Below are 14,924 nucleotides of genomic sequence, written 5' to 3' on the forward strand. Positions count from 1 at the left end.
GCCGGTTAAATCTCCATGGCAAAAGCAGACTTTTACGAAACGCTGGGTGTGTCTAAGACCGCCGACGAGAAGGAGCTGAAAAGCGCCTTCCGCAAGCTTGCGATGAAATATCATCCCGACAAGAACCCGGGCGACGCGGAAGCCGAAAAGAAGTTCAAGGAGATCGGCGAAGCCTATGAAACCTTGAAGGACCCGCAGAAGCGGGCCGCCTACGACCGTTTCGGCCACGCAGCCTTCGAACATGGCGGCATGGGTGGCGGTGGCGGCATGGGCGGTGGCGCCGGCGGTTTCTCCGACATCTTTGAAGACATTTTTGGCGAGATGATGGGGGGCGGCCGTGCCCGCCGTTCGTCCGGCGGTCGCGAACGCGGTGCCGACCTTCGATATAATATGGAAATCAGCCTGGAAGAGGCCTATGCCGGCAAGACGGCGCAGATCAGGGTTCCGACCTCGATTACCTGCGATGTCTGCTCCGGTTCGGGCGCAAAGCCCGGCACGCAGCCAAAGACCTGCGGCACCTGTCAGGGTTCCGGTCGTGTGCGTGCATCCCAGGGATTCTTCTCGGTCGAACGCACCTGCCCGACCTGCCACGGTCGCGGCCAGACGATCACCGACCCCTGCGGCAAGTGCCACGGTCAGGGCCGCGTGACGGAAGAGCGTTCGCTGTCGGTCAACATTCCGGCCGGCATTGAAGACGGCACACGCATCCGCCTGCAGGGCGAAGGCGAAGCCGGTGCTCGCGGTGGCCCATCGGGTGACCTCTACATCTTCCTGTCTGTGACGCCGCACCAGTTCTTCCAGCGTGACGGAGCGGACCTGTATTGCGCCGTGCCGATCTCGATGACCACGGCAGCGCTTGGCGGCACGTTCGACGTCACCACACTCGATGGCACCAAGTCGCGCGTGACGGTGCCGGAAGGCACGCAGGCCGGCAAACAGTTCCGCCTGAAAGGCAAGGGCATGCCGGTGCTGCGTTCGTCGCAGACGGGTGATCTCTACATCCAGATCGGCATCGAAACCCCGCAGAAGCTGACCAAGCGCCAGCGCGAACTGCTGCAGGAGTTCGAGGAACTATCGTCGAAGGAAAACAATCCGGAATCGACGGGCTTTTTTGCCCGCATGAAGGAATTTTTCGACAACTGATCGATCAGCACTGATCTGTAAAAAAGCCGCCTCTCAAGGGCGGCTTTTTTGTTGGATGATTTATGCCAGTGACTGGATCGACGAGCTGGCGAGAATGATCGCGAACAGTAGCAGGCAGACGGCGGCGACACGGCGGATCACAACCGGCTTGATTTCAAAACCGCGTGCGCCACGCATCAGACTACCGACGATGATCCAGCCATTGGCGGCAAACAGGACCAAGCCGGCAAACAACAGAAGCCACGGTGACAGCGTCATCAGGTTTCCGTGGGGCATGATCACCAAGGCTATGATCAGTGCCTTGGGATTAAGCACTGTCGTGACAAAGACCTGCCGTATGGAAATTTGACCGCTGGCTTCATCCGTTTTTTTCGTCGAAGCCCAGAGGCGGATGCTGAGATAAAGTACCCAGAGCACGGCCGCGATCTTGGCGATCAGCGACGCCTGCGGATAAGCCTGGAAAAACGGTGCAGCCAGCGTCGCTACGGGCACGATCACCAGAAGATAACCACCGAGCTCGCCGCCGATCAGCGGCAACGCCCTTGCCCAGCCACGCGCATAACCACCAAGTGCCATCAATGTGTTGGTGGGGCCGGGAGTGCAGAGCAAAAGAAGGATGGCGAGGGTGAATTGAAGCGGCGTCAAGGAAAATCCTGAAAACAATCACCGGAACCGCCGGCGCCCTCACACCTACCATGACACGCGTTGCTTTCCTTGACATCGGTCAACACCTCCGTGGCGCGGAATTATCTGCATGCCGGCACGATATCGCGGCTTCTCCCCCTACCCTTTTGTCTGGACGCGCTAGATTGCACCTTCCGCGCCCGCCGCATCACCGGAAAATATTCATGGCCGAAAGCAAGCACCACTGGCTCCGCAAGGACGACAAGGATTCGACCAAGGCCAGTTTTCCGGAACTGTTCTTCGATCTGGTTTTTGTGTTCGCGCTGATCCAGCTTTCAGAAACGCTGGCTTCAGATTTTTCCTTCGGCATCGCTGCCGAGGCCGTGTTGTTCATCTTTGCACTCTGGTGGGTGTGGATCCATACGACCTGGGTGACCAATCTGCTGGATGCGGAAATCGAGCCGGTGCGAATTCTGCTGTTCGTGCTGATGTTTTTCGGCGTGGTGTTGGCAATCGCGCTGCCTAAGGCTTTTGCCGATCTGGGGCTTGTGTTCGCGCTTGCCTATTCCGGCATGCAATTGTCACGCTCGCTGTTTGCGCTTTATGCGTTTCGCGGCACCGATGACGAGTCCTACCGCACGTTTCAGCGCATCACGCTCTGGCTCATCTTATCCTGCGCGTTCTGGATTGCCGGTGGCCTGATGGAAAGGGAGACGCGCGTCATCCTCTGGATCGCAGCTCTCGCCATCGAATATATCGCACCTTTGCTGCGTTACTGGTTGCCGGGCCTTGGCCGGGCGCCAGAAGAGACGCTTGATGTAAACGGCGAACATCTGGCCGAACGGTGTGCGCTGTTCGTGATCATCGCACTCGGCGAAACCATTTTGACCACCGGCAAGACTGCATCCAGCCATTTCGACAGCGCCATGACGCCGCTCGTGCTGACATGCGCCTTCCTGTCCACGGTGCTGATGTGGTGGCTGTATTTCCATGACGGCCAGGAACGCGCCGCCGACAAGGCGGAAGAGGATGCCGAGCCGCAGGCGACCGGCCACCAGCTCTTCACCTACGGACATCTGCCTATCGTAGCCGGTATCATCCTGACCGCTGTCGGTGAGGATTTTTCGCTGGCGCATCCGCTCGAAAAGGGCGGCTACAACCACGCCATCGCCGTGCTAGGCGGGCCGGTGCTTTACCTCGCCGGCACATTGTGGATGAAGACCATATCATCGCGAATGATGCCGTGGTCGCACTGCGCCGGTATCGCCATTCTCATGGCAGGCTTTGTGATCGTGCCGTTCACGGCCAATTTCCTGATCCAGATTCTTGCGAGCCTGACGTTGCTGATGGTCGCAATCTGGGAATATCTGGCGCTCAAGAACCTGCGACGCGACGCCGCCTGACCGGAATTCGTCTCAATAATGCGGCGGGCGGGTGATGGCCGGAGCTTCGAGCGAGGTTTCCTCGAGCGAGAGAAAACGCTCGGTCAACCGGTCCAGCTTGGCACGCGTGTGCTCGACCACTGTCCATTGTTCGGCAAGCTGGTCCGACAGTTCCTCGATCACCTTGGCCTGATGCGCCGCCAGTTCTTCCAGCTTCACCAGCCGTTCTTCATTGCCCACGGACTATTCCTTCCGGTTCGTATCTGCCACCTGTGACGCTCTCAACGTATCCGGCAAGCCATCGTGATCTCCAAGCGGCCGTTGCGGCGGATCGCTCCACCAGTCCGGACGAGACGTCTGCATCTCTTCATGCTTTGGGTAGTAGATGCGGTTTTCCGGTTTGGAAACCTCGCCGACGATAAGAAGGCGCACATCCGCATCGGAATTGTTGATGAATGTATGCGCCTGCCCCGTTCCGGCGGGGAAACCGACGGAGTCGCCCGCTTGAAGGCGATGCAGTTCACCATCCAGCCAGACATCCGGCGTGCCTTCGATGACGTAGACGAATTCTTCCTCGAGGCTTTCGGCATGCGGAAACGATGTGCGTCGGCCGGGCGGCAGACGTTCGTGATGGATGCCGATGCGCGTGAGGCCAAAATGACGCGCCAGCGGGGCGCCGATCGCCAGAAGCTCGTCATATCCACGATAGCAGCTATCGTCCGGGCTTTCGATTTCGGTCCAGTGGGAAATGCAGTCCGGTCTTTGCTTTTCCGACATGTGGCGCGACCTCCAGTAGACGATTGGCCGAGGTTAGCGCATCTGTCCGAAAACCGGAATGGCCGGATCAGGCAATCGTGTGCCGACCGGCATGACCGCTGCGGGCGACCTGCTGCTCCATAAGAATCAGCATGCCGGCAAGAATGACCGCGAGACACATGGCCAGCCCGCAGGCGACCCAATGGAGCGGCTTGAGAAGCGTGGCGACAACTGTGCGATAGGTCATGGCGAGACACTGCAACAGAAACATCCTGCTGCGCTTGGACATAAAATCACGCAAAACATTGGTCCGATCGGAAAGATGTATTTTTCAAATGTACTGAAATTATCGCCGCGCCGGATATGCGGCGGGGTCATCCTTCTTTGATCCTATCGGTCCAATGTCGCAATACGTGATTATTGATCGGTTTGTTTTGACATATGGGGTATTCTCAAGCGCATTCAGGCGCGCAGACGGGGTCGTTCCTGATGCGTGTTCTGGGCCGAGCGGGTGCGGAAACGGCCAACAAGCGCGGCGAGCGTGTTGGATATGCCGACAAGGCTCTGGGCAGACGCATTGGTCTCTTCCATCAGCGCCGCATTCTGTTGGGTGATCTGATCCATCGAGCGCACCGAGGCGTTGATCTCATCGATACCCGACGCCTGTTCCTGTGCTGATTGCGCGATCGAGGCAATATGTTCGTCAATTGCCTTAACGCGCGTGCCTATGCCAGTCAGCGCCTCACCAGCGCGGTTGACGAGATTGACACCACGCTGCACATCGCCGGAGGAGCGGTCGATAAGCTCCTTGATTTCCTTGGCGGCAGCAGCGGAACGCTGCGCGAGTTCACGCACTTCCTGTGCGACGACGGCAAACCCCTTGCCCTGTTCACCGGCACGGGCGGCCTCGACGCCGGCATTAAGCGCCAAGAGATTGGTCTGGAAGGCAATTTCATCGATAGCGCCGATGATCTGCGTCATCTTCTGCGAGGATTCGGCGATATCCCCCATGGCGGTCACGGCTTCTTCCACCACCTGACCATTCTTCTGGGTTTCGGCTGCCGACTCACGGATGATCTGTTGGACTTCCTTTGTCCGCTTCGCCGACTGACCGGACAGCGCGGTGATTTCCTCCAGAGCCGCCGCCGTTTCTTCGAGCGCCGCCGCCTGCTGTTCGGTGCGTCTGGCCATATTGTCGGCGGCCGACGAGATGTCGCCGACCTCGGCACGAACCTGATCAACCGAACCGGCGATATCGCGCATGGCCGTGTCGAGCGAGGCGACCGAAGAATTGTAATTTTGGCGCAAGGCTGCGAAATTGGCGGCCAGTTCCTGACGGATTTCAGAGGTCAGGTCGCCACCGGCGAGACTTTTCAGACAGGCATCGAGCGCATCCAGCGCGGCATCCTGTTCCGCCTTGGCAACCGCCCGCTCGGCTTCCGCCTTGGCCCGCTCGTCGCTCAAGACCTGCAGGTAGACCGAGATGGCGTAATCCATATCCACCATTGCTGCCTTGACGACAGCCGACAGGTGTTCGGACAGAACCTTGGCTTTCTTCTCGACGAAGAAACCCTTCATCTCATTCTGGATGACGGCACGCATGATGCCGTCGAGGATCATTGCATAGCCGCCGATATACCAGCGCGGCTCTAGCCCGAGGCGGGCATGGGTGCGGCCGATGGTCGAGACGGCTTCGACATAGCTGTCGTCGTAACGGCCGGATGCGATGACATCCCAGTGGCTCGCCTGCCGGCCCTTGGCATGAGCGATATGCGCATCATTGGCGAAAAACTTTGCGGTATGCGGATGCGCCTTGGCCTTGCGGTAGAAATTGTCGAGCGCGCCATCAACGGCCTGCGCTACCAGCGGACGAACATTGGCCAGATGGCCACGTTCTGCGGTACCGAGACCTACGAAATCGAGACGTTCGTTCAGTGCCGATTTATTGTCGCTCATAAAATCCCCCGTCGAATGACTGTTTGGCGCAACCTCTCCCAGGCGCCGGCCCCTGGCGCTATTTCTGTGAGCGATTGATTAACGTGTTGTTAGCTATGCATACTGACTTTTCGTTAATTATGAGTTTTTGTTGTTTTAGCTGAACTGGATTTTTTCTGTCGCCAGTTGCCGGCGGCAGCACGAGGTATTTGCAGACACAGGCCTGCACGCGGCGGCACCCGCCCGTGGCTTGATCTTTCCTGCAATGGCCCGGCTTGACCGGGGGTATTCACTCGGAGAGCCCACGCGAACGCGGAACCTCACTTTAGTTTTAGTCTGTGGCTCCGCGTTCGCGTGGCCTTCGGCGTCTTTTCGGGGCTTCCGGCCCCTACAGGTGCTTCCCTCGCCTCACTGCGTGGCTTTGTTCGCGCCCGCCTTTCGGGCGGACCTGCCACTTGCACGGCTAAACCGAACCCGGCATGGCTGCCGGGGGAAGGCTTGATAAGGTCTTGGCATTTTCGCCGCCACCCATGGGTTTCACCTCCCCTGATCTTGCCGCACGTTACGGTTCGACCAAGGGCGCCGGCCTCCGCCTGCCCGCGAACGTCTCGCGAAACACTCCGGCAACGAAGGCACGTGAAGTATCGCACAAGCTGGAAATACGGGGATGAACTCGGAGTCAACGTGTTGATATCGTTGAATCGAGGTCTTCAAACGTCCACGGGGTTCTGGGTAATTTGGGGGGCGATGCGCTCTTTTCTCTTCCGTCATTCCTGTGCTTGTCACAGGAATCCAGCCACCGCGCGTCTGCGCGGTGAGAGAACTCTTCTTTCGCTTGTGACTGTCAGCGAGTCTTGCGCGCCGCAGACGCGGGGCTGCGGGATTCCTGTGACAAGCACAGGAATGACGAAGAAGGGGGCGAGAATGGCGGGATGCCCCAGGAAAAGCGCGAATGGAAAGAAGGCAGTCACCGTACCCAACTCAAAACTTGCCATCCGCCCCCGAAATCCTTAGCTCCTGTGCAACGACAAGCACGAATCGCGATGGCTGAAAAAACCTCCCTGTCCCGCCTGAAGCTGACCGACTTCCGCAATTATGCTGAAGCCTCGCTTTCGCTCGACGGGCGGCACGTGGTGCTGACCGGCAATAACGGGGCCGGCAAGACCAATCTCCTGGAAGCAGTTTCCTTTCTCTCGCCCGGCCGTGGCCTGCGGCGCGCCACCCTTTCCGATGTGACGCGGGTCGGTGCGACGGGCGGGTTCAGCGTGTTTGCCGATGTCGAAGGCCGTGAGGGCGAGGTGGCGATCGGCACCGGGCTGGATGGCGACGGTGAAAGCCAGGCGCGGCGGCTGCGCCTCAACGGCACGCCGGTGCGCTCCGTCGAGGAACTGACCGACCATCTCAATGTTTTGTGGCTGACGCCGGCCATGGACGGGCTGTTTACCGGCTCTTCCTCCGACCGCCGGCGTTTTCTCGACCGGCTGGTGCTGTCGCTCGATCCCGCCCATGGGCGGCGCGCAGCCGACTATGAGCGCGCCATGCGCAGCCGCAACCGGCTGCTTTCCGAAGGTCGGTTCGATCCGGCATGGCTTTCGGCCATCGAGGTGCAGATGGCCGAGCTCGGGATTTCGATGGCGGCAGCGCGGCGGGAAATGCTGGGCCTGCTGACGGCCCTGATTGCCGAGAGCGATGCCTCACCTTTCCCCTCGCCCGATCTGCAATTGAGCGGTTTTCTGGATGAGGCAGCCGACCGGCCGTTCGCCGATCTCGAAGAGGATTTCTGCTTCATGCTGGAGGAGGGGCGTCGTCGCGATGCTGCCGCCGGCCGCACATTGACCGGGCCGCACCGGGTGGACCTGATGGTGCGCCACCGCGAAAAGGACATGGACGCAGCCCGCTGTTCCACCGGCGAGCAGAAGGCGCTGCTCGTGGGTCTGGTGCTGGCGCATGCGCGGCTGACCGCCAACATGACCGGATACGCGCCCGTTCTGCTGCTGGACGAGATTGCCGCGCATCTGGACGAGGGACGGCGGGCAGCACTGTTCGATCTGGTACATGATCTCGGCGGGCAATCCTTCATGACCGGCACTGACCGCGAGATGTTTTCAGCCCTTGGTGAGCGCGCACAGTTCCTGACCGTCGAGCATGGCGGTATTGCGGGATGAGCCGCTATTCAAATGGCGAGCCGGTGTTAGGATAGTGTTATGGAAGCCCTGACCCAAGACGAAATCGAACGCTATCGCCGCCATATTCTGCTGCCGGAAATCGGCGGCACCGGGCAGCAGGCGCTGAAAAATGCGCGGGTGATGGTGATTGGTGCCGGCGGCCTCGGCGCGCCGGTTTTGCTGTATCTGGCCGCTGCCGGTATCGGCACGCTGGCCTTTGCCGATGACGACCATGTTTCGCTTTCCAACCTGCAACGGCAGGTGATCCACGACACCGGCACGGTGGGCGAGGAAAAGACGGCAAGTGCGCGAAAAACCATTGCGCGACTGAACCCGCATGTGCGGGTGATCACGTTCGAGGAGCGGTTTTCAAGCGTATGGGCGGCAGATCATCTCCAAAAATTCGATCTGCTGATCGACGGCTCCGACAATTTCGACACCCGATACATGGCTGCCGATGCGGCGGAAGCGGCGCGCATTCCGCTGGTGACGGGTGCCGTTGGCCGGTTCGATGGTTCGGTGACGGTGCTGAAACCTTATGAGAAAGGGGCGGATGGCGTTTTGCTGCCGACCTATCGCGACCTGTTTCCGGAAAAACCGCCGGAAGGGCTGGTGCCCGCCTGTGCCGAAACCGGGGTGATCGGTGCGCTGACCGGCGTGATCGGCACGCTGATGGCCATGGAAGCCATCAAGGTGATTACCGGCACCGGAGAGCCACTCATCGGCCGTTTGATGCTCTACGACGCACTCTCGGCCCGGTTCGACACGATCAGATACAAACGCCGCCGGACGAAAGATACCGCCGCATGACCGAGATCATCCGTATCGAAAACGGCTTCCAGCGCTGGGACGAGCTTTTCGCGTTGATCCTCTCCTCCTTCGCCTACATGGACGGGGTGATCGACCCGCCCTCTTCCGCCAACCGGCTGACGCTGGCGGCGCTTGCCTACAAGGCGCAGACGGAAGTGGCATACGTGGCGATAGAGGCTGGAAAACTGGTGGGTTGCGTATTCTGCAAACCGGAGGAACGTTTTCTCTACATCGGCAAGCTGGCCATCGCACCGTCGCTTCAGGGCAATGGGCTGGGCCGAAAACTGCTGGCGAAAGCCGAAGAGGTGGCCCGCGAAAAGGGTCTGCCGGCGCTCAGGCTGGAGACCCGCATAGAGCTTGTCGGCAACCATGCCACATTCGGCCGCTGGGGTTTTGAGAAGACTGCGGAAAACCGTCATGCGGGTTTTGACCGCACGACGTCCATTGAGATGCAGAAGCGGCTGGCTTAATCCCGACCGGGCAGCACGCGGTTCGGCGGGCGATGTCCGTCGAAATAGGCGCGAATGTTGATGATCACCTTGTCGCCCATATCGATGCGGCCTTCGAGCGTTGCCGAACCCATATGCGGGAACAGCACCGCCTTGCCTTCCTTGGCGAGCTTCAAAAGCTTGGGATTGATAGCCGGCTCATTTTGAAAGACGTCGAGGCCGGCGCCGGCAATCTTTCCGTCCCGCAGAAGCTGAATGAGTGCTGCTTCGTCGATCACGTCACCACGCGCGGTGTTGACGATGATCGAGGACGGCTGCATCAGCGCGAGGCGGCGGGCGGACAAAAGATGGAAGGTGGCGGGCGTCGACGGGCAGTTGACCGAGACGATATCGACGCGCGCCAGCATCTGATCCAGACTGTCCCAATGGGTGGCTTCCAGCTCGGCTTCGGTTGCCGGATTGATCGGGCCGCGATTGTGGTAATGCACGGAGAGGCCAAAAGCCTTGGCGCGGCGGGCAACGGCAGTGCCGATGCGGCCCATGCCGATAATGCCGATGCGTTTGCCGCCGATGCGCCGGCCGAGCATCCAGGTGGGCGACCAACCCTCCCATTGGCCGGGTTTGTCCATCAGCACCTGCGAGCCTTCGACAAGGCGGCGCATGACGGCAAAGATCAGCGCCATGGTCATATCGGCGGTGTCTTCGGTCAGAACATTGGGCGTGTTGGTGACGGTGATGCCGCGTTTTGCCGCCGCATCAACATCGATATGGTCAGTGCCATTGGAAAAACCGGCGATCAGCTTCAGCTGCGGCCCGGCCTTTTCGATCAGGTCTGCATCGATGCGGTCGGTGACGGTGGGCACCAGAACGTCGACTTCGGCCATCGCGCTCGCGAGCTGTTCGCGGGTGCGCGGCGTGTCGTCGATATTCAGTTCCGCGTCGAAAAGCTCGCGCATGCGGGTTTCCACCGCATCCGGAAGTTTGCGTGTGAGATAGACCCTTGGTTTTTTCTTACCGGTAGCTGGGGAAGTCATGCGGTCCTTCGACGGTTTGTTCAGAGGTCCTTAACCAAGTTTTGTGATCCTATCTCGGTAGGCGTTTTCTACCAGACCCGTCAGCGAAGACAAACGAAACTGTTTGGCAAAAGCCGTTTCGGCTCATCTGGTGGCAATCTGGAAGACGCGGGGGCAGGATCATCGCCGGAACTTCTAGGACTAAAAAACATATGCGTCGCGTCATCCGCAACTCCATTCTCGCCCTGACACTGTGTCTCACTGCCGGCGCGCCGGTCTTTGTAGGACCCGTTTTTGCTCAAGGAGCAGCCAAGGGCGCCAGCGGCCTGCCGCTGCCGCGCTTCGCCAGCCTGAAATCGCGCAAGGTCAATATACGCATCGGTCCGAGCACGGATTATGCCGTTTCATGGATGTACATGAAAGCGGGTACGCCGATGGAAATCATTCAGGAATACGAAAACTGGCGCCGTGTGCGCGACGCCGACGGCACCGAAGGCTGGGTCAATCAGGCGCTGCTATCGGGCACCCGCACCGCCGTGGCCGCCCCGTGGATGCGCGGCAAGGGTGACGACGTGTTCGTCAACATGCGCCGAGGGCCGGAAGGCTCGAGCGGGCTCATTGCCAAGATCGAGCCCGGTGCGGTTCTGACCATCGGCGAATGCAATGGCGACTGGTGCCACGCCGAGGTGGGCGAGGCAGAGGGCTGGGTAAACCAGGGCGAAATCTGGGGTGCCTACCCCGGAGAAGCCTTTAAATAAGACCTTCGGCCAAAGCCTGCGGCTGCATCGATTCGAGCGGCCGCGGCCCAAGCTGCTGGATGACGATACCGGCCGCCAGGCAACCAAGCTTGCCACATTCTTCCAGCGACTTGCCGCGCGTGTAAGCCACGAGGAAACCGGCAGCGAACAGATCGCCGGCACCGGTCGTATCGACCAGATTGTCGATCAGCATGGCAGGGACTTTTACCCGCTCGTCACCGCGCACGATGACAGCGCCTTTTTCCGACATGGTGACGGCCGCCAGCTTGCAATCGGCACTGATCTTGTCGAGCGCCAGTTCAAAGTCGTCGGTTTCGTAAAGCGACATCGCTTCCTGTTCGTTGGCGAACACGATATCGACCTTGCCCGAACGCATCAGCTCGAGGAATTCGTCGCGGTAACGGCCGACGCAAAAGGTGTCCGACAGCGTCATCGAGACTTCGCGGCCGGCTTCATGGGCGATACGGCTGCATTCGAGAATGGCTTCTTTCGCACGCGGCGGATCCCAGAGGTAACCTTCGAAATAGGTGACCTTGGCGTCCTTCACCACGTCTTCCTCGACATGTTCGGGACCGAGATCGACGCAGGCGCCGAGATAGGTGTTCATCGAACGCTCGCTGTCGGGCGTAACGAAAATCATCGAGCGGGCGGTCGGCGGAAACGTGCCATCCGGCTTTGTCTCGTAATGAACGCCCTGGGCGCGGATATCGTGCTGGAAGATTTCGCCGAGCTGGTCGGCGGCGACCTTGCCGAAATACGCGGCCTTGCCGCCAAGATTGGCGATGCCCGCCGCCGTATTGCCGGCGCTGCCGCCTGACGCTTCGTGGGCCGGGCCCATCAGCGAATAGAGCAGTTCGGCGCGCTCGGCGTCGATCAGGTTCATGGCCGCCTTGGTGATGCCGTTGTCGGTGAGAAACTTGTCATCGCAACGCGCGATGATGTCCACGATGGCGTTACCGATGGTGAGGACGTCGAACCTGCTCATATGCCGATGCTTTCTCCGCGATTGGATTTATCCCGTCATAGCCATTTCTGTCCCGAAGGAAAGCAGAAAACCGGATGTTTGATGCCATGGTTGACCAAGGTCATATGTCTGTCATGGAAGAGGGATAGTGTTGTTTTCAACGGAGGCCGCGACGCACGGCCATGAAGGGCGAAAGCCGCCGTTACCGGTTTTGCGCCCGACCACGGATGTACTGGCGGAAGTTGAACCGGACACCCGACAGGATCGGGACGGAAAGCGGGGGCTTCCCCCGCTTTTTTGTTGGATGCGGCCAGATGACGCCGGCACCAGATAATAACGGAACGGGACACTGAATCGTTGGCAATGCATTTGTCGCGCTGAGCGATATGCGCTAGACGCAATCATACTCCCGTCTCCCGAAAGCATTTTCCGTGTCAGCTGTCTTTTTGAATGTCGCCCCTGTCTTCCTTCTCATTCTTCTGGGCTGGACGCTGGCACGAACCAAATTCGTCAGTGCCAAAGTGGGGGATGCCCTGGGTGAATTCGTCTTCAAGCTGCCGCTGCCACTTTTGATTTTTCGCACACTGGCCGAGGCGGATTTTCACGGCGCCTCGCCGTTCCGGCTCTGGATCGCCTATTTTACCGGCGTCGCCATCACCTGGACGGTCGGACACCTCGTGGCCCGTTACCTGTTTGCCCGCGACGCCAAGATCGGGGTGATCGCCGGCATGTCTTCGGCCTTCGCCAACAACGTGTTCATCGGCCTGCCACTGGTCGGCCTGTCGGTCGGCAATGACGGTATCGTTGCGCTCTCCATTCTAATTGCCATTCACCTGCCGCTGATGATGGTGGTGGGTACGGTTTTGATGGAAAGTGCCGCTGCCAAGGTGGATGGCGGCGGACGCCGCAGCATCATGGCCGTGTTGAAACAGGTCGGTTCCAACCTGATCCGCAACCCGCTTGTCATCGCGCTTTTTGCAGGTCTGATCATGAACGGGTTGGGCCTTACATTGCCGTCTCTGGCCAAGAACCTTGTCGACCAGATCGCCTCCACCACCGCGCCGCTGGCATTGATCTCGCTCGGCATGACGCTGACGCAATATCCGATCCGCGGCAATCTGGGCCTTGCCACCGTGACGGCATCGCTGAAACTGATGCTGATGCCGGCCTGCGTGTTTGCGGTGGCGCATCTTCTGGAGCTTTCTCCCGCCTGGACGATGGCGATCGTTATCACCTCTTCGGTGCCGACCGGCATCAATGCCTGGCTGATCGCCATGCGGTTTCGCGCCGGCCAGGGCATGGCGGCCTCGACCATCAGCATCACCACGCTGTTCGGCGTCTTCACCGTCAGTTTCTGGATGTGGCTGCTGGGCTGATTTTTTCGCGGCAGACATCAAAAAAGCCCGGTTTGAGCCGGGCTTTTTGCATTCAGCGAAATGATCAGTTGGTGGCCGGTGGCGGTGCAGCCGGATCCGGCAGCGGTTCAGGCGTATCGGCCAGCGTGCGCAGGTAAGCGATCAGGTTGGCGCGTTCCTCATCCTTCTTCACGCCTGCAAAGCCCATGGCGGTGCCGGGAATGTAAGCCTTCGGACCGGCAAGGAAGTGGCTGAGGTGGTCGTAAGTCCACTTTTCCTCGCCGCCCTTGGAATAATCCTTCATGGCAGCCGAATAGCTGAAACCCTCATGCTTGGCGATCGGACGATTGACGAGACCGAAGAGATTGGGACCAACCTTGTTGGGCCCTCCCTTGGTCGCGTCATGACAGCTTTGACACTTCTTGAAGGCGGTTTCGCCGGCCTTGGCATCGGCACTGGCCATAAGCTGGGCGATCGGAACGGCTGCTGGTGCGGCCTCCCCGCCGCCTCCGGCCGCTGCTTCTTCCGCGACGATCTCGAAACCGGGCTTTTCCGGCGCTGGCGAATGGAACAGCCCTTCCGATGCGATCGAAACCGACATCAGGACAAAAACCGAGGCCAGAAGGGCTCCCACGCCCATATTCACATAGGGATTCACGACGACACCCTCCCACTTAACCGCCCAAATGTCGGCGGAGTCTTGAAATTGCACAGAAGCTATGGCTTCTGCACCACGCGTGCAATCCGAATGTAGCACTCGCAACTGAGACGTTTTGCCACTGTTTGCACTGAAATAGAAGGGCTTACCATGACAAGTTTGGCTTCCGACAAGGCGCTGGTTCTGATCCCCGCACGCATGGCATCGACCCGCCTGCCGGACAAACCGCTCGCCGATATCAACGGCTTGCCGATGATCATCCAGGTGGCAAAACGCGCCACGGAAGCCAATGTCGGCCGGGTGGTTGTCGCCGTCGATGACCAGCGCGTGTTCGATGTCGTCAGGCAAGCCGGTTTCGAGGTGGTGATGACACGTGCTGACCACCAATCCGGTTCGGACCGGATTTTCGAGGCGGTGCAGCTTGTGGATCCGGATGCAAAGGCCGAATTCATCATCAACGTGCAGGGCGACCTGCCGACGATCGAGCCGGAGGTGGTGCAGGCTTCGCTGAAGCCGCTGGAAAACCCGGACGTCGATATCGCCACGCTGACGGTCGAGATTACCGACGAGCACGAGAAGGCCAGCCCGCATGTGGTAAAGGTCGTCGGTTCGCCGATTTCCGACACGCGGCTGAGGGCGCTGTATTTTACCCGCACGACCGCGCCTTATGGCGACGGCCCGCTCTATCACCATATCGGCCTCTACACCTATCGCCGCGCGGCGCTGGAGCGTTTCGTTTCGATGAAACCATCCGTGCTGGAACAACGCGAAAAGCTGGAACAGTTGCGCGCGCTGGAAGCCGGCATGCGCATCGATGTGGAAATCGTGCATTCGGTGCCGCTGGGCGTCGATACACCTGCCGATCTCGAAAAGGCGCGGGCGATCCTCGCCGGCCGTACCAAGTGAAGGACA

Annotated in this window: 16 protein-coding genes; 8 read left to right on the plus strand and 8 right to left on the minus strand. The window is 59.8% G+C overall.

Features of this window, described 5'->3' with window-relative positions:
• Nucleotides 1–15: 15 nt before the first annotated feature.
• On the plus strand, nucleotides 16–1,143 hold the full coding sequence (gene dnaJ / locus GAO09_RS02435; protein WP_153352448.1) for a molecular chaperone DnaJ: 1,128 nt from the start codon (nucleotides 16–18) through the stop codon (nucleotides 1,141–1,143).
• Nucleotides 1,144–1,203: 60 nt separating this feature from the next.
• Here dnaJ and GAO09_RS02440 read toward each other — a convergent pair whose 3' ends face one another.
• Nucleotides 1,204–1,788, minus strand: coding sequence for a LysE family translocator (locus tag GAO09_RS02440; RefSeq protein WP_153352449.1), 585 nt, complete (start codon nucleotides 1,786–1,788; stop codon nucleotides 1,204–1,206).
• 203 nt (nucleotides 1,789–1,991) lie between these two features.
• On the opposite strand from GAO09_RS02440, the gene GAO09_RS02445 reads away from it, so the two are divergent.
• Nucleotides 1,992–3,170 carry a low temperature requirement protein A gene (locus tag GAO09_RS02445; protein WP_153352450.1) on the plus strand — a complete coding sequence of 393 codons (1,179 nt, stop codon included), beginning with the start codon at nucleotides 1,992–1,994 and terminating at the stop codon, nucleotides 3,168–3,170.
• Between the two features lie 12 nt (nucleotides 3,171–3,182).
• Here the strand turns inward: GAO09_RS02445 and GAO09_RS02450 are convergent, their stop codons facing one another.
• The 4 genes from GAO09_RS02450 to GAO09_RS02465 all read right to left on the minus strand — a co-directional run bounded on the left by GAO09_RS02450 (nucleotide 3,183) and on the right by GAO09_RS02465 (nucleotide 5,861).
• A complete protein-coding gene (locus GAO09_RS02450) occupies nucleotides 3,183–3,389 on the minus strand; it encodes a SlyX family protein (RefSeq protein ID WP_324184964.1) in 207 nt (68 codons plus the stop codon).
• Between the two features lie 3 nt (nucleotides 3,390–3,392).
• The gene (locus GAO09_RS02455; RefSeq protein WP_153352451.1) at nucleotides 3,393–3,926 is read right to left on the minus strand and encodes a cupin domain-containing protein; all 534 of its coding nucleotides are present in this window, start codon (nucleotides 3,924–3,926) and stop codon (nucleotides 3,393–3,395) included.
• 67 nt (nucleotides 3,927–3,993) lie between these two features.
• On the minus strand, nucleotides 3,994–4,152 hold the full coding sequence (locus GAO09_RS02460) for a hypothetical protein (protein WP_153352452.1): 159 nt from the start codon (nucleotides 4,150–4,152) through the stop codon (nucleotides 3,994–3,996).
• A 215-nt stretch (nucleotides 4,153–4,367) separates the two neighbouring features.
• On the minus strand, nucleotides 4,368–5,861 hold the full coding sequence (locus tag GAO09_RS02465) for a globin-coupled sensor protein (RefSeq protein WP_153352453.1): 1,494 nt from the start codon (nucleotides 5,859–5,861) through the stop codon (nucleotides 4,368–4,370).
• Between the two features lie 1,022 nt (nucleotides 5,862–6,883).
• Here GAO09_RS02465 and recF point away from each other — a divergent pair.
• The 3 genes from recF to GAO09_RS02480 are packed head-to-tail and all read left to right on the plus strand — an operon-like array spanning nucleotide 6,884 to nucleotide 9,285.
• Nucleotides 6,884–8,005, plus strand: coding sequence for a DNA replication/repair protein RecF (gene recF, locus GAO09_RS02470; protein WP_153352454.1), 1,122 nt, complete (start codon nucleotides 6,884–6,886; stop codon nucleotides 8,003–8,005).
• A gap of 39 nt (nucleotides 8,006–8,044) precedes the next feature.
• Entirely contained in the window at nucleotides 8,045–8,815 is a 771-nt protein-coding gene (locus tag GAO09_RS02475; RefSeq protein ID WP_153352455.1) for a molybdopterin-synthase adenylyltransferase MoeB, read from the plus strand.
• On the plus strand, nucleotides 8,812–9,285 hold the full coding sequence (locus tag GAO09_RS02480) for a GNAT family N-acetyltransferase (protein WP_153352456.1): 474 nt from the start codon (nucleotides 8,812–8,814) through the stop codon (nucleotides 9,283–9,285). Before GAO09_RS02475 ends, GAO09_RS02480 begins: the two co-directional genes overlap by 4 nt.
• Here the strand turns inward: GAO09_RS02480 and GAO09_RS02485 are convergent.
• A complete protein-coding gene (locus tag GAO09_RS02485; protein ID WP_153352457.1) occupies nucleotides 9,282–10,298 on the minus strand; it encodes a 2-hydroxyacid dehydrogenase in 1,017 nt (338 codons plus the stop codon). The genes GAO09_RS02480 and GAO09_RS02485 overlap by 4 nt on opposite strands.
• Nucleotides 10,299–10,489: 191 nt before the next feature.
• On the opposite strand from GAO09_RS02485, the gene GAO09_RS02490 reads away from it, so the two are divergent.
• Nucleotides 10,490–11,035 carry an SH3 domain-containing protein gene (locus GAO09_RS02490; protein ID WP_153352458.1) on the plus strand — a complete coding sequence of 182 codons (546 nt, stop codon included), beginning with the start codon at nucleotides 10,490–10,492 and terminating at the stop codon, nucleotides 11,033–11,035.
• Here GAO09_RS02490 and GAO09_RS02495 read toward each other — a convergent pair.
• Nucleotides 11,028–12,020 (minus strand): adenosine kinase, encoded by a 993-nt coding sequence (locus GAO09_RS02495; RefSeq protein WP_153352459.1) that lies wholly within the window; start codon nucleotides 12,018–12,020, stop codon nucleotides 11,028–11,030. The two genes, GAO09_RS02490 and GAO09_RS02495, sit on opposite strands and share 8 nt — an antisense overlap.
• 410 nt (nucleotides 12,021–12,430) lie before the next feature.
• On the opposite strand from GAO09_RS02495, the gene GAO09_RS02500 reads away from it, so the two are divergent.
• A complete protein-coding gene (locus GAO09_RS02500; protein ID WP_324184966.1) occupies nucleotides 12,431–13,375 on the plus strand; it encodes an AEC family transporter in 945 nt (314 codons plus the stop codon).
• Nucleotides 13,376–13,439: 64 nt separating this feature from the next.
• Here GAO09_RS02500 and GAO09_RS02505 read toward each other — a convergent pair whose 3' ends face one another.
• Entirely contained in the window at nucleotides 13,440–14,012 is a 573-nt protein-coding gene (locus GAO09_RS02505; RefSeq protein ID WP_324184967.1) for a c-type cytochrome, read from the minus strand.
• 150 nt (nucleotides 14,013–14,162) lie between these two features.
• Between GAO09_RS02505 and GAO09_RS02510 the strand changes: the two genes are divergently transcribed.
• Entirely contained in the window at nucleotides 14,163–14,918 is a 756-nt protein-coding gene (locus GAO09_RS02510; RefSeq protein WP_153352460.1) for a 3-deoxy-manno-octulosonate cytidylyltransferase, read from the plus strand.
• Nucleotides 14,919–14,924: the final 6 nt, after the last annotated feature.

The organism is Endobacterium cereale (genome assembly GCF_009617585.1).
GTDB classification, from domain to species: Bacteria; Pseudomonadota; Alphaproteobacteria; order Rhizobiales; family Rhizobiaceae; genus Neorhizobium; species Neorhizobium cereale.